At 72.6% G+C, this 12,400-nt stretch carries 13 protein-coding genes; 5 read left to right on the forward strand and 8 right to left on the reverse strand.

The genetic code is table 11. The features are described 5' to 3' along the window. Nucleotides 1–293: citrate/2-methylcitrate synthase (locus AB0F98_RS16975; RefSeq protein WP_357735726.1), on the reverse strand; the 293-nt coding region annotated here is incomplete at its 3' end. 139 nt (nucleotides 294–432) lie between these two features. On the opposite strand from AB0F98_RS16975, the gene AB0F98_RS16980 reads away from it, so the two are divergent. The 3 genes from AB0F98_RS16980 (at nucleotide 433) to AB0F98_RS16990 (ending at nucleotide 4,661) form a co-directional block, all read left to right on the forward strand. Then, nucleotides 433–1,689 (forward strand): citrate synthase, encoded by a 1,257-nt coding sequence (locus AB0F98_RS16980; RefSeq protein ID WP_357735729.1) that lies wholly within the window; start codon nucleotides 433–435, stop codon nucleotides 1,687–1,689. A gap of 99 nt (nucleotides 1,690–1,788) precedes the next feature. Then, nucleotides 1,789–2,721 carry a sucrase ferredoxin gene (locus AB0F98_RS16985; RefSeq protein WP_125498212.1) on the forward strand — a complete coding sequence of 311 codons (933 nt, stop codon included), beginning with the start codon at nucleotides 1,789–1,791 and terminating at the stop codon, nucleotides 2,719–2,721. 164 nt (nucleotides 2,722–2,885) lie between these two features. Further along, complete coding sequence (locus AB0F98_RS16990; protein ID WP_125498213.1) at nucleotides 2,886–4,661, forward strand: sensor histidine kinase; 1,776 nt, start codon at nucleotides 2,886–2,888, stop codon at nucleotides 4,659–4,661. A 57-nt stretch (nucleotides 4,662–4,718) separates the two neighbouring features. On the opposite strand, the gene AB0F98_RS16995 is transcribed toward AB0F98_RS16990, so the two are convergent. The 3 genes from AB0F98_RS16995 to AB0F98_RS17005 form a co-directional block, all read right to left on the reverse strand. Beyond that, nucleotides 4,719–5,771: an ABC transporter substrate-binding protein gene (locus tag AB0F98_RS16995; protein ID WP_357735734.1), complete on the reverse strand. Its 1,053-nt coding sequence runs from the start codon at nucleotides 5,769–5,771 to the stop codon at nucleotides 4,719–4,721. Between the two features lie 82 nt (nucleotides 5,772–5,853). After that, nucleotides 5,854–6,717 carry an ABC transporter permease gene (locus tag AB0F98_RS17000; protein WP_125498215.1) on the reverse strand — a complete coding sequence of 288 codons (864 nt, stop codon included), beginning with the start codon at nucleotides 6,715–6,717 and terminating at the stop codon, nucleotides 5,854–5,856. Next, nucleotides 6,707–7,519 carry an ABC transporter ATP-binding protein gene (locus AB0F98_RS17005; RefSeq protein ID WP_125498216.1) on the reverse strand — a complete coding sequence of 271 codons (813 nt, stop codon included), beginning with the start codon at nucleotides 7,517–7,519 and terminating at the stop codon, nucleotides 6,707–6,709. The genes AB0F98_RS17000 and AB0F98_RS17005 overlap by 11 nt, the downstream gene beginning before the upstream one ends. Before the next feature lie 160 nt (nucleotides 7,520–7,679). On the opposite strand from AB0F98_RS17005, the gene AB0F98_RS17010 reads away from it, so the two are divergent. Further along, on the forward strand, nucleotides 7,680–8,372 hold the full coding sequence (locus AB0F98_RS17010; RefSeq protein WP_125498217.1) for a response regulator: 693 nt from the start codon (nucleotides 7,680–7,682) through the stop codon (nucleotides 8,370–8,372). 32 nt (nucleotides 8,373–8,404) lie between these two features. Here the strand turns inward: AB0F98_RS17010 and AB0F98_RS17015 are convergent, their stop codons facing one another. Further along, nucleotides 8,405–9,997: a cation acetate symporter gene (locus AB0F98_RS17015; protein WP_168130814.1), complete on the reverse strand. Its 1,593-nt coding sequence runs from the start codon at nucleotides 9,995–9,997 to the stop codon at nucleotides 8,405–8,407. Continuing rightward, nucleotides 9,994–10,191, reverse strand: a complete 198-nt coding sequence (locus AB0F98_RS17020; RefSeq protein ID WP_357735741.1) for a DUF485 domain-containing protein — start codon at nucleotides 10,189–10,191, stop codon at nucleotides 9,994–9,996. Before AB0F98_RS17020 ends, AB0F98_RS17015 begins: the two co-directional genes overlap by 4 nt. A 54-nt stretch (nucleotides 10,192–10,245) precedes the next feature. Between AB0F98_RS17020 and AB0F98_RS17025 the strand changes: the two genes are divergently transcribed. After that, nucleotides 10,246–10,530, forward strand: coding sequence for a MazG-like family protein (locus AB0F98_RS17025; RefSeq protein WP_357735745.1), 285 nt, complete (start codon nucleotides 10,246–10,248; stop codon nucleotides 10,528–10,530). Nucleotides 10,531–10,607: 77 nt separating this feature from the next. Here the strand turns inward: AB0F98_RS17025 and AB0F98_RS17030 are convergent, their stop codons facing one another. Beyond that, a complete protein-coding gene (locus AB0F98_RS17030) occupies nucleotides 10,608–12,050 on the reverse strand; it encodes an MFS transporter (RefSeq protein ID WP_357735748.1) in 1,443 nt (480 codons plus the stop codon). A gap of 83 nt (nucleotides 12,051–12,133) precedes the next feature. Next, entirely contained in the window at nucleotides 12,134–12,370 is a 237-nt protein-coding gene (locus AB0F98_RS17035; RefSeq protein ID WP_076471691.1) for a hypothetical protein, read from the reverse strand. Between the last annotated feature and the right edge of the window lie 30 nt (nucleotides 12,371–12,400).

Here is a 12,400-nt window from a genome sequence, read left to right on the forward strand (position 1 = left end):
GCCTCGGCGAGCGCGGGCAGGGCCGAGCGCACCGCGTCGGGGAGCGTGCGCAGGGCGGCCGTCTCGGCGGCGAAGGCGGCACCGCGCCGGGCGTCCGGCAGTTCGCCGTGGATCAGCAGATGCCACACGTCCTCGAAGCTGCGGGTGCGGGCGAGGTCGACGGCGGAGTACTGCCGGTAGTGGTAGAAGCCCTCGGCGCCCCGGACGTCCCCGATCCGGGTGTCGGTGACGACGACGCCGGCGAGCCCTCGCGGGACGTCGACGGTCGGGGCTGCGCTCCTGGGACGGGACATCGCATCTCCTCCGAGTGGTGACGGGCGACAACGGACAACGGATGCGACCGACTGTCCATGCTGTGGTCAATAGTTGTCAATGTTGATTGACAATCAATGTTCCTCGTCCAGTCCGCGTCGATGTGGATACGGTGAGTCCATGAGCGATCAGGATGGGGCCCTCCCCGGCTCCCGGCGGCGACTGACCACCCGGGAGACCGCCGAACTGCTCGGTGTGAAGCCGGAGACCGTGTACGCCTACGTCAGCCGCGGCCAGCTGACCAGCAGACGGGAGCCGGGAAGCCGCGGCAGCACCTTCGACCCGCAGGAGGTCGAGGCGCTCGCCCGCCGCAACCGGCGGGAGAACGGCACGGCCTCGGCCGCCACGGACCTGTCCGTGCACACCCGGCTCACGCTCATCGAGGACGACCGGTACTACTACCGCGGCGTCGACGCCGCCAACCTCGCCCGCCGGCACTCCTACGAGGAGGTCGCCGAGTGGCTGTGGACCGGCCGGCCGTGCCCGGGGGCCTCCTTCGCCGCGCCCGAGACGTCCGTCGCCGCGGCCCGCCACGCAGCGGGATCGCTGCCCGAGGACGCCGGCCCCACCGACCGGCTGAGGGTCGCGGCGGTCGCCGCCGCGGCCGCGGATCCGCTGCGGTTCGACCTGGCGCCGGACGCCGTGCTCGGCACCGCGCGCATCCTCGTCCCCACCCTCGTCGACGCCCTGCCCGTGCGCGGGGCGGACACCGCCGGGCAGGGTCCGATCGCCCACCGTCTGTGGGCGCGGCTGACCGACCGGAAGCCCGACGAGGCGTCACTGGCCGCACTGGACACGGCCCTCGCCCTGCTCGCCGACCACGACCTGGCCGCCTCCACGCTCGCCGTGCGCGTCGCCGCCTCCGCCCGCGCCCCTGTGTACGCCGCCGTCTCCGCCGGGCTCGGCGTGATCGAGGGGCCGCTGCACGGCGCGGCCGGAGGGCTCGCCCACCGGCTGATCCTTCAGGTCCTGGACCGGGGCACCGCGGGTCCCGTGGTCGCCGGCGAACTGCGGGAGGGCCGCCGGATCCCCGGGCTCGGCCACCGCCTGTACCGCGGTGAGGATCCCCGCGCCCGTGTGCTGTTCGAGCTGCTGGAGGAGATCCCCCACGCCGCGCCCGCCCTGGCCGCCGCCCGCGACATCGCGGCCACCGCCGCCCGTCACACCCCGCTGCACCCCAACGTCGACCTGGCGCTCGCCGTGCTGACCGCCTCCAGCGGCATGACGTCCGCCGCCTGCGAGACCGTCTTCGCCGTGGCCCGCACGGCCGGCTGGATCGCCCACGCCCTGGAGGAGTACGGGGAGCCGCCGCTGCGGATGCGGCCGAGCGGCCGGTACACCGGGCCGCGTCCGCCCCGACCGCTGCCGACCGGGTGAGGCCCGACCGCCAGGTCCGTCCACCGCGCGACGGCAGCGGAACGGATCACTCCGACGGCCGGGATTCGCCCCACGCCCGGTCAGGTTAGGCTCACCTCTGTGAGTACCTGCGCGAGCCTCTCCCGGCAGCTCGACGAGCCGCTGTCCGCCACGGCTCCCACCGCGGCGACCTGGCTGCTGCTGGAGCAGCCCGGCCCCTGGGGCGCCAAGGCGCTCACTTCCAGCCATCTGGACCCCGCGCTGGGGCGGGCGCTCGAGCAGGCCGCCCAGGGCACCGGCGTACGGATCGCACTCATCCGCCGTCCGGGACGGCACGCCGACTGCCACGCTCCGTCCCCGCGGCAGGTGTACGCCGCCCACACCACCCCCGGCCTCGCCTGGCTGCACGGGGCCATGACGGCCGACCCGCGGCGGCTGCTCGACCTGGACCTCGCCGCCCTCGGCCGGGGCGACCCGCGTTCCTTCGACACGGTGCTGCGCGGGCGCCCGCACACCGGCGACCCGCTCGCGCTCGTCTGCACCAACGGCCGCCGCGACCAGTGCTGCGCCCTGCTCGGCCGACCGCTGGCCGCCTTGCTGACCGCACGCGGACTGCGCGAGGTGTGGGAGGTGACGCACCTGGGCGGCCACCGCTTCTCGCCGACGGTGCTGCTCCTGCCGTACGGCTACGCCTACGGGCGGGCCGAACTGTCCACCGTCGTCGCGGCGGTCGACGGCGTACGCGCGGGCCGGGTGGCCCTCGACGGATGCCGGGGACGCACCGCGTGGGAGCGCCCCGGGCAGGCGGCCGAGTTGGCCGTGCGCCGGGCACTGGGCGAGGAACGGGCCGAGGTGCTGGACGTCACGGGCATCGAGGGTGCCGCACCCCGCTGGGAGGTGACCGTCGCCCACCGGGACGGGCGCCGGTGGCACGTGACCGTCGCCCAGGGCGCCGCCGTGCCGCCCCGGCCGGACAGCTGCGGAGCCTCGGTGCTGGGCACCCCGGCCCGGATGGACGTGGTGGCCGTCCGCGAACTCGCCGTCGCCCGCTGAGACACCGCACAGGTGACGCCCGCTGAGACACCGCACACGCGACACCCGCTGAGACACCGCACACGCGACACCTGCTGAGGACACGGCACACGCGCCTCGCACGCCTGGCTGCGTCGCCTCCCGCCCCTGGGGCCGCCCCGGTCACCGGACGTACCGTCGTCGGCATGTCCACCACCGTTGTCGCACGCCGTCGGCGCCTGGGTCTGCCCCGCAAGGTGTTCTCGCAGGTGCTGCTGATGCAGCTGGCGATCGCCGCGGGGGTCGCCGTGCTGGCGACCGGACTGTTCCTCGCGCCGCTCGGCCACCAGCTCGACGACCAGGCGATGCGCCGGGCACTCGCCATCGCCGCGACCACCGCGGAGAACCCGCAGGTGGTCAAGGACCTGCTCACCACGCGACCGTCCGTCGACGGACCGGTGCAGCAGGAGGCCGAACGGATCCGCAAGGCGACCGGCGCCGAGTACGTGGTGGTGATGGACCGCAACGGCATCCGCTGGTCGCACAGCAATCCGAGCCGGGTCGGCGAGCACGTCTCCACGGACCCGGGTGCGGCCCTGGCCGGACGGAAGGTCATGGAGATCGACACCGGCACCCTGGGCCGTTCGGCCCGCGGCAAGGTGCCGCTGTACGACAGCGGCCACCGCATCGTCGGGGCGGTCTCGGTGGGTATCGCCTACGACAGCGTCCGCTCCCGGCTGATCCACGCCGTCCCCGGCCTGCTCGCCTACGCCGGCGGTGCCCTGGCCGCCGGCGCCCTGGTGGCCTGGCTGATCTCCCGGCGGGTCCAGCGCAGCACCAGGGACCTGGCCTTCTCCGACATCGCGGCGCTGCTCGCCGAGCGCGAGGCGATGCTGCACGGCATCCGGGAAGGGGTCGTGGCCCTCGACCGCGAGGGCCGGGTGCGGCTGCTCAACGACGAGGCCCGACGGCTGCTGGGCATCGGCGACGAGGCACTCGGCCGGTCGCCGGACGAGACCTTGGGCGCGGGCCGCACCACCGACGTCCTGGCCGGCCGGGTGACGGGCACCGATCTGCTGACCGTGCGGGGGCAGCGGGTGCTGGTCGCCAACCGGATGCCCACCGACGACGGAGGCGCCGTGGCCACCCTGCGCGACCGGACCGAGGTGGAACAGCTCGCCCGGGAACTGGACTCCACCCGCGGTCTGATAGAGGCGCTGCGCGCCCAGGACCACGAGCACGCCAACCGGATGCACACCCTGCTCGGGCTGCTGGAGCTGGAGATGTACGACGACGCCCTGGAGTTCGTCGGGGAGGTGGTCGGCGGCCACCGGTCCACCGCCGAGCAGGTCACCGAGAAGATCCGGGACCCGCTGATCGCCGCACTGCTGGTGGGCAAGGCGACGGTGGCGGCCGAGCGCGGGGTGGCACTGTGGATCTCCGACGCCACCCGGCTGCCGGACCGGCTGGTCGATCCGCGCGGGCTGGTGACGATCGTCGGCAACCTGGTCGACAACGCGCTGGACGCGGTCGCGGCCACGCCGCACGCCCGGGTGGAGGTCGAGCTGCGCACCGAGGGCCGCACCGCGGTGCTGCGGGTGCGGGACACCGGGCCGGGGATCCCGCCGGACCGGCGCGAGGTGATCTTCACCGAGGGCTGGTCCACCAAGCGGCCTCCGGCGCACGGCAAGCGCGGCCTCGGCCTGTCCCTGGTGCGCAGGCTCGCCGAACGGCAGGGAGGCAGCGTGACGGTCGCCGACGCGCCCGGCGGCGGAGCCCGGTTCACGGTCGTCCTGCCCGAGGCCCTGACCGAGCCCGGCCTGGCACCCGCCGAGCCCGGCCCGGCGGCAGCCGCCCCGCCGAGGCCCGCGCCTGTGGTGGTCTCCGGGCCCACGCCGGGTGACGGGACCGAGGCAGCGACCGGGACCGGCACCGGGCCGGGCGGCGGGAGCGTCGCGGAGGAGCCACGGCGACCGCGGTGACCGTCAGGGCGCGGTCCGCGGAGGCACGGCGCGGCTCCCGGTGCGGGGCCGTACGGCTCAGCCGGCGGCCTTCTCCACGAACTCGGTCGTATACGTCCTGGCCAGGTCGACCTCGGCGTTCTTGATGGTCGGGTTGAACGCCCTGAGGACCTTCTCGACGGTCTCGGGGCCGTTGGCCGGCATGACGCCGTCCTCGGTGAACATCGGCACCGTGTCCTTGATGGCCTCGGCGTACAGCGCCTCGTCGCCCTGGGAGTAGTCGGCGGGCATCTTGGCGGCGATCTCGGCGGCGCTGTGGGTGTGCATCCACCTCAGCGTCTTGACGAAGGCGTTGACCAGCTTCTGGACGGTGTCCTTGTGGCTGTTCACCCAGTCCGTCCGCATGTACAGGCTGGACGACGGGTACGGCCCGCCGAGCGCCGCCTGCGACCCCTCGGGGGTGCGCATGTCGACGAGGACCGTGCCGGCCTTCTTCCGCAGCAGTGTGGCGACCGTGGGGTCGGTGGTCATGCCGGCGTCGATGGAGCCCTTCTGCAGGGCGGAGACGAAGGTCTGTCCGGCGCCGACGGCGACCGGGGTGAACTCGCTGACGTCGACGCCGTTCTTGACGGCGAGGTACTTGGTCAGGAAGTCGGTGGAGGAGCCGAGGCCGGTCACGCCCAGCTTCTTGCCCTTGAAGTCCTTCGGCGACCTGATGCTGCCGGCGGCCTTCGCGGAGACGACCTCCACCTCGCCGGGCGCGTGCGAGAACTGCACCACGGACTCCACCTCCTTGCCCTTGACCTGCAGGTCGAGGGTGTGGTCGTAGAAGCCGACGGTGCCCTGGACCTGGCCGGCGACGAGCGCGGTCTCCGCCTGCACCCCGGCGGGCTCGCTGAGCAGTTCCACGTCCAGGCCCTCGGCGGAGAAGTAGCCGAGCCGCTGGGTGAGCATCGCCGGCAGGTAGATGACCTTGTCCAGGCCGCCGACCATGATCTTCACGTGCTCGCCCTTGCCGCCCCCGCCTGCGGCGGAGGTCGAGGTGGACGCGTCGTCGGCGCAGGCGGTCAGACAGGACAGGGCGAGCAGGGCGGCCGCGGCCGAGGCCGCGTGGCGGGCGGGGGTACGCATGGTGGTTCACGTCCTTGTGATGAAGCGGTGCCTCGTCAGGAGGCGGTGCGGAAGGAGGCGGCGGGCAGGTGACGGGCCGCGGTCACTGACCGGAACCGGCGGGCCGCCAGCGGAAGATGCGGCGTTCGGCGTAGGTGAGCAGCCCCTCGGCGATCAGCGCGACCGCGGCGAGGATGACCATCGCGGCGTAGACACCGGCGGCGTTGAACGTGCCCTGGGACTGGGCGACGAGCAGCCCGATGCCGCGGGTGGCGCCGATGTACTCGCCGACGATGGCGCCGATCAGCGCGAATCCGAAGCTGACGTGCAGGCTGGTGAAGATCCAGGAGGTCGCGGACGGGATGACCACCTGGAGGGTCACCCGGCGGTCGCTCGCGCCGAGGATGCGGGCGTTGGCGACCAGGTTCCGGTCGACCTCGCGGGCGCCCTGGAAGGCGTTGAAGAACACCGGGAAGAAGACCAGCACGACGGCGGAGGCGACCTTGGAGGCCGGGCCGAGCCCGAACCAGATCACGAAGATCGGGGCGAGGACGATCCTCGGGATGGAGTTGAGCACCTTGATGTAGGGCCCGAGGACGTCCGCCAGGAACCGGACACGTCCGAGCGCGATGCCGAGGACCACACCCGCCACCACGCCGCACACCCAGCCGAGCAGCGCCTCGTAGAGCGTGTACCAGATCTGCTCGCCCAGCGAGCCGAGGGCGGTTCCGTGGGTGACCCAGGTCCAGATCTGGTCCCAGATCTGCGACGGCATCGAGAAGTTGAACGGATCGATGATCCGGGCACGGGAGAGGACCTCCCACAGACCGAGCACCGCGATCAGGACCAGCACACGGGTGGTGGTGACGACCGCCTTGCGGCGGCGGGCGGCGCGGGGCCGTGACGGGGAGCGGTCGCCGGTTACGGCGAGGTCGGCGGCCGGTGTGCTGAGCACCTCAGGCGACATGGGCACCTCGCTCACGGGTGATGCGGACCTCTTCGCCGAGGGACTCCCAGATCTCGCGGTAGATCTCGACGAACTCGGTCTGCAGGCGGACCTGTTCGACCTTGCGGGGGCGGGGCAGGTGGATGTCGAAGACCTGCTTGACGGTGGCGGGGCCGGCCGTCATCACGACGACCTTGTCGGCCAGGGCGATGGCCTCCTCCAGGTCGTGGGTGACGAACACGACCGAGGCGCCCGAGCCCTCCCACAGCTGAAGCAGCTCGTCCGACATCAGCGCCCGGGTCTGCACGTCGAGCGCCGAGAACGGCTCGTCCATCAGCAGGATCTCGGGGTCGTTGACGAAGGTCGCGGCGAGTGCGACACGTTTGCGCTGGCCGCCGGAGAGCTGGTGCGGGTAGCGGTCCTCGAAGGCGGCGAGCCCGACCCGGGACAGCCAGGCACGTGCCTTCTGCTTCGCCTCCGCCTTCGGCACCCCCCGGAAGCGGGGGCCGGCCATCACGTTGGACAGCACCGTGCGCCAGGGGAAGGTGGCGTCCTGCTGGAAGACGAAGCCGACCTTGTCGCCGACGCCACGGACCGGTTCCCCGGCCACCAGCACCTCGCCCTCGGTGGGCTCCTCCAGGCCGCTGACCAGGGTCAGCGTGGTCGACTTGCCGCAGCCGGTGGGGCCGACCACGGCCACGAACTCACCGCGCTCCACGGTCAGATCCAGGCCGCGCACCGCGGTGTGCAGGCCCCCCGACGGGGTCCTGAACGTCTTGCTCGCGCCCCGCAGTTCGATGACGGGGCTGGTCACTGCGCTCATGGGCCGGGACGGTAGAGGCGATCCGGCCCGGGCAGCAGTCTTGCCGTCACAAGCCGTTCATCTGCTCGCAAACATCTGTTGTGCTCGTTTTGCTCGCGCTACAACAGCACAGCGGGAACACGGGCTCGACGCTCGCCCGGCCTTGAGGGAAAGAGGCCCGATGATTGACGTCCTGGTGGTCGACGACGACTTCCGTGTCGCTGAGATCAACGCCGCGTACGTGGGAAAGGTTCCCGGGTTCCGGGTGGTCACCCGCGCGCACAACGCCGACCAGGCCCTGACGACCGTGCAGCGCGGCGGCATCGACCTGGTGCTCCTCGACCAGTACCTGCCGGACCGCTCGGGGCTGGATCTCGTCCACCGGATGCGGCAGCAGGGCCTGGGCACCGACGTCATCATGATCACGGCGGCGGGCGATGTGGCGACCGTGCAGCAGGCGATGCGGCTGGGCGCGCTGCACTACCTGGTCAAGCCGTTCACCTTCGCCGCGCTGCGCAGCCGACTGGAGTCCTACGCCGCGCTACGCCGCACGGTGGACCGGGTCGGCGGCCAAGGGGTCGCCGGGCAGGAACAGGTGGACCGGATCTTCGCCGCGCTGCGCACCGTGTCCTCCCCGTCCTCCCCCGGTCTGCCCAGCGGGCATTCGGCGCCGACGACCGATCTGATCTGCGGGGTCCTGCACAGCGCGGGACGGCCGCTGTCGGCCCACGAGGTGGCCGCCCGGACCGGGCTGAGCCGCTCCACCGCCCAGCGCTATCTGCGCCACCTGGAACGGGCCGGCCGGCTGCGGCTGTCCTTGAAGTACGGCGACACGGGTCGCCCGGAGCACCGGTATGCGTGGGTGACGCCGTGAGGGCGCTCCCGTGACTGCGGGGCGAGGGCCGGCTACGCGGCGCCCGCGCCGGTCAGGGACCGCACCTCGGTCTCCGCGTGCCGGGCCTCGTCCGGGGGTGCGGCGGATGTGACGGTGCCGAGCCAGCCGGCGAGGAAGCCCAGCGGGACGGAGGCGATGCCGGGGTTGCACAGCGGGAAACAGTGGAAGTCGACGCCGGGGAACAGCGCGTCGGGGCTGCCGGAGACCACCGGGGAGAGCACCACGAGCAGCACGGCGGGAACCAGCCCCCCGTAGACGGCCCAGACCGCACCGCGGGTGGTGAAGGACCGCCAGAACAGCGAGTACAGCAGCACCGGAAGGTTCGCGGAGGCGGCGACCGCGAAGGCGAGGCCGACCAGGACCGCGACGTTCAGTTCGCGGGCGAGCAGGCCCAGGGCGATGGCGGCCGCCCCGACGGCCACGGCCGCGATCCGTGCCACGGCCACCTCGCTGCGCGGCCGGCGGTCACGGCGCCGCAGCGCCGCGTACAGGTCGTGGGCGACCGCGGCCGAGGAGGACAGCGTGAGTCCGGCGACCACCGCGACGATGGTGGCGAGGGCGACGGCGGCCACCACGGCCACCAGGACCGCTCCCGTGGTGGAGCCCGGGCCGCCGCCCAGGTGGAGGGCGAGCAGGGGCACCGCGGTGTTCCCGGCCGCGTTCGAGCCGCGGACGGCGTCCGGTCCGACGAGCGCGGCGGCACCGAACCCGAGGACGATCGTCATCAGGTAGAACACGCCGATGAGGCCGATGGCCCACAGGGCCGAACGGCGGGCGGCCCGCGCGGTCGGCACGGTGTAGAAGCGCGCCAGGATGTGCGGCAGGCCGCCGGTGCCGAGCACCAGCGCCAGGCCGAGGCTGAGGAAGTCCAGGCGGGCGGTCCAGTCGCCGCCGTACCGCAGGCCGGGCGCGAGGAAGGCGTCCCCGTGGCCGCTGTGCGCGGCGGCGGTGAGCAGCAGCCGGTTCACATCGCCGTGGAAGCGGACGAGGACGAGCACGGTCAGGGCGAGGGTGCCGGCCAGCAGCACGACCGCCTTGACGATCTGGATCCAGGTGGTGGCCCGCATACCGCCCAGCGACACGTAGAGCACCATCAGGACCCCGACGCCGGTCACCGTCCACACCTGTGCCGCGCCGCCGGTCCGGCCGAGGAGCAGGGCGACGAGGGTGCCCGCACCGACCATCTGCGCCACCAGGTACAGCAGGCACACGGTGACCGAGGAGGTGCCCGCCGCGAGCCGTACCGGGCGCTCGGCCATGCGTGCCGCGACCACGTCGGCAAAGGTGAACCGTCCGCAGTTGCGCACCAGTTCGGCGAGCAGGAACAGCACCACCAGCCAGCCGACGAGGAAACCCACCACGTAGAGCACCCCGTCGTAGCCGACGAGCACGATCAGCCCGGGCACGCCCAGGAAAGAGGCGGCGGAGGCGTAGTCGCCCGCGATGGCGAAACCGTTCTCCATGGGGGAGAACAGCCGTCCGCCGACGTAGAACTCCTCGGACGAGCCGTGCCGGGTGCGGCTCACCCAGGCGGTGATCGCCAGCGTGACGGCGACGAACACGCTGCACAGCAGCAGCGTCAGTGTCTGGTGGTCGCCGGTCATGACGCACCGCCCGCGATGTGCCGCGTGCGGTCCTGGGTGTCCCAGCGCAGGTCGAGCGCGGCCCGGTCGCGCCGCAGCCGTGCGTGGCGCGCGTAGGCCCAGGCGAACAGGAAGGCGCTGAGGAACTGTGCGAGCCCCGCGAGCATCGCCACGTTCACCGCGCCCACCACCGGGCGTGCCATCTCGACGCTCATCCTGCGGCGGGCGACGGTCGGGTCTGGGTCACGGCGCGTGCCTTCCGTGCCTGGTTGGACGCGGCCAACGGCACCGGGGAGGCGGAGTTGACCTGCCGTGTCCTCAAGCTCACCGAGGAGGCTGGTGAGGTGGCGGGGGCCTGGATCGGGCTGCTTGGGCAGAACCCGCGCAAGGGTGTCACGCACACCCGGGAGGAGGTCGCCGCCGAACTCGCCGACGTCGCGTTCACCGCGCTGGTCGCCATCGAGAGTCTCGGCCTCGATGCCCGCACGGTGCTCGACCACTGCGCGGCCAAGGTGCACGACAGGATCGCCTCCGCCGACGGATCAACGAGCTGACTCGGCCAGGGCACGCCCACGGTCATCGAGCAGCACGAGCTGCGGCCGCCCCGGGAAGCCGGATGGCGCGGGACGGCTCACTGGTCATGGCGACGGCTGACGACGATGTCGATCAGCGCGGCGATCAGCGCCAGCGAGATGATCACGGTGGCGACCACGAGTGAGTGTTCGAACGCGGCCGTGAAGTCGCCGTTCTTGCTGGCCAGCGACGCGAAGAAGGCCGAGCCGACAGCGGCGATGCCGGCGGCCGACCCGATTCGCTGTCCGGTCTGGAGCATCCCGGCTCCGCTGCCGGCCTGAGGCACGGGTACCTGGGAGAGGGTGAGCGTCTGGTTGGGTGCGATCACCAGGCCGCTGCCGATCCCGGCGAGCAGCAGTGGGCCCGCGGTGACCCAGGGCGCCGGGGCGTGCGGAAACTCGTGCAGCGCCAGCCAGGTCCCGGCGAGGCCGACCACGACGGCGAGCAGCCCGGCGGCGACCAGCGGCCGACCGGTCCGGTTGACGAACCGGCCGCCGGCCGCCGAGGCCGCCGCCGAGCCGAGCGCGAACGGTGTGATGGCCAGGCCGGCGACGAGGGCGCTGTACCCGTGCCCGTTCTGCAGGAAGAGGGTGAAGATGAAGAAGATCGCGGTGAACCCACCGAAGTAGATCAGGGCGATCAGCGATCCGAGGGTGTACGACCGGAGCTTGAACAGCCGCAGGTCGAACAGCGGCTGCCGGGTCCGGGCGTACCGGTGCTCCCAGACGGCGAAGGCGAGCAGGACCAGCAGGCCGGCCGGGATCAGCGCCCACTTCCACGGGGTACGCCACTGCTGTTCCTGCACGAGCGGCAGCAGCACCAGCAGTACTCCGACGCCGAGCAGGATCACCCCCACCGGGTCGAGGCGGTGCCGGTCCGCGTGCCCCTTCTGCCGGGCGGGCAGGAGCCGCCAGCCGAGGATCACGGCGATGATGCCTACCGGCACGTTGACGAAGAAGACGTACCGCCAACCGTGTTCCTGTCCGCCCAGCGCGATGAGCAGGCCGCCGAGCAGTGGCCCGACGGCGGTGGAGATACCGATGGTCGCGCCGAGCAGCCCGAACGGCCGGGCCCGTTCGGGACCGCGGAACAGTTCCTGGATCACGCCGGTGACCTGAGGGTTGACGATGCCGGCCGCGGCGCCCTGGAGAAGGCGGGCAATGACCAGCCAGGTGGGAGAGGGGGCCAGGCCGGCGAGGGCGCTGGTGATGGTGAACAACGCGATGCCGAAGACGAACGCGTTGCGCCGCCCGCGGGCGTCGCCGAATCGGCCCGCGGGCACGAGCGCCAGACCGAAGGTGAGCGCGTAGCCGGAGAGCACCCACTGCAGATCGCTGGGCGAGGCGTGCAGCGCCTGGTCCAGCGAGGGGATGGCCACGTTGACGATACTGACGTCGAGCAGCGTCATGAAGGCCGCTACGAGGCCGACGCCGAGAGCCTGCCAGCGTCGCCGGTTCTCCGCAGGGTCGACGTCGGCCGGTTCGCTGCCCGCCGTGCTCATCGTGCCCCCCGTTGGCGTCGATCACGCATTCCTGACCGCTACCCCGGCCAACGTGGGACGAATCGTCGCGTGACGCCTCCCGGTCACGCCATCTGACGCGCGCAGAACCTGGGGCCGAAGTCCAATCCGGCCATCGGTGAGTCCTCCCGGTGCAGCAGACCCTTCTCGGTCAACAGGTGCAGCGGCGCCTGCAACTGCTCCGCGGTCAGCCCGGACTCCTCGGCGATCATGTCGGGGTACGGTACCTGGCCACGGGCCTCAAGCGCGGTGACCGCCTGGTACACCCGTTCCTCGACGTCTGACAGTTGCACCCGCTGCATCGCTTCCTCCTCGTGCTCGCGTCCGCCCCT

Origin of the sequence: Micromonospora sp. NPDC023737 (assembly GCF_040639715.1) — a bacterium.
GTDB lineage: Bacteria > Actinomycetota > Actinomycetes > Mycobacteriales > Micromonosporaceae > Micromonospora.

Coding starts and splice junctions, on each gene's coding strand:
- AB0F98_RS17000 (WP_125498215.1), bottom strand. CDS start 6,717: ATGTCGCCTGAGGTGCTCAGCACACCGGCCGCCGACCTCGCCGTAACC.
- AB0F98_RS17015 (WP_168130814.1), bottom strand. CDS start 9,997: ATGACCGGCGACCACCAGACACTGACGCTGCTGCTGTGCAGCGTGTTC.
- AB0F98_RS17035 (WP_076471691.1), bottom strand. CDS start 12,370: ATGCAGCGGGTGCAACTGTCAGACGTCGAGGAACGGGTGTACCAGGCG.
- AB0F98_RS16980 (WP_357735729.1), top strand. CDS start 433: ATGAGCGATCAGGATGGGGCCCTCCCCGGCTCCCGGCGGCGACTGACC.
- AB0F98_RS16995 (WP_357735734.1), bottom strand. CDS start 5,771: ATGCGTACCCCCGCCCGCCACGCGGCCTCGGCCGCGGCCGCCCTGCTC.
- AB0F98_RS17030 (WP_357735748.1), bottom strand. CDS start 12,050: ATGAGCACGGCGGGCAGCGAACCGGCCGACGTCGACCCTGCGGAGAAC.
- AB0F98_RS17020 (WP_357735741.1), bottom strand. CDS start 10,191: ATGAGCGTCGAGATGGCACGCCCGGTGGTGGGCGCGGTGAACGTGGCG.
- AB0F98_RS17005 (WP_125498216.1), bottom strand. CDS start 7,519: ATGAGCGCAGTGACCAGCCCCGTCATCGAACTGCGGGGCGCGAGCAAG.
- AB0F98_RS17010 (WP_125498217.1), top strand. CDS start 7,680: ATGATTGACGTCCTGGTGGTCGACGACGACTTCCGTGTCGCTGAGATC.
- AB0F98_RS16990 (WP_125498213.1), top strand. CDS start 2,886: ATGTCCACCACCGTTGTCGCACGCCGTCGGCGCCTGGGTCTGCCCCGC.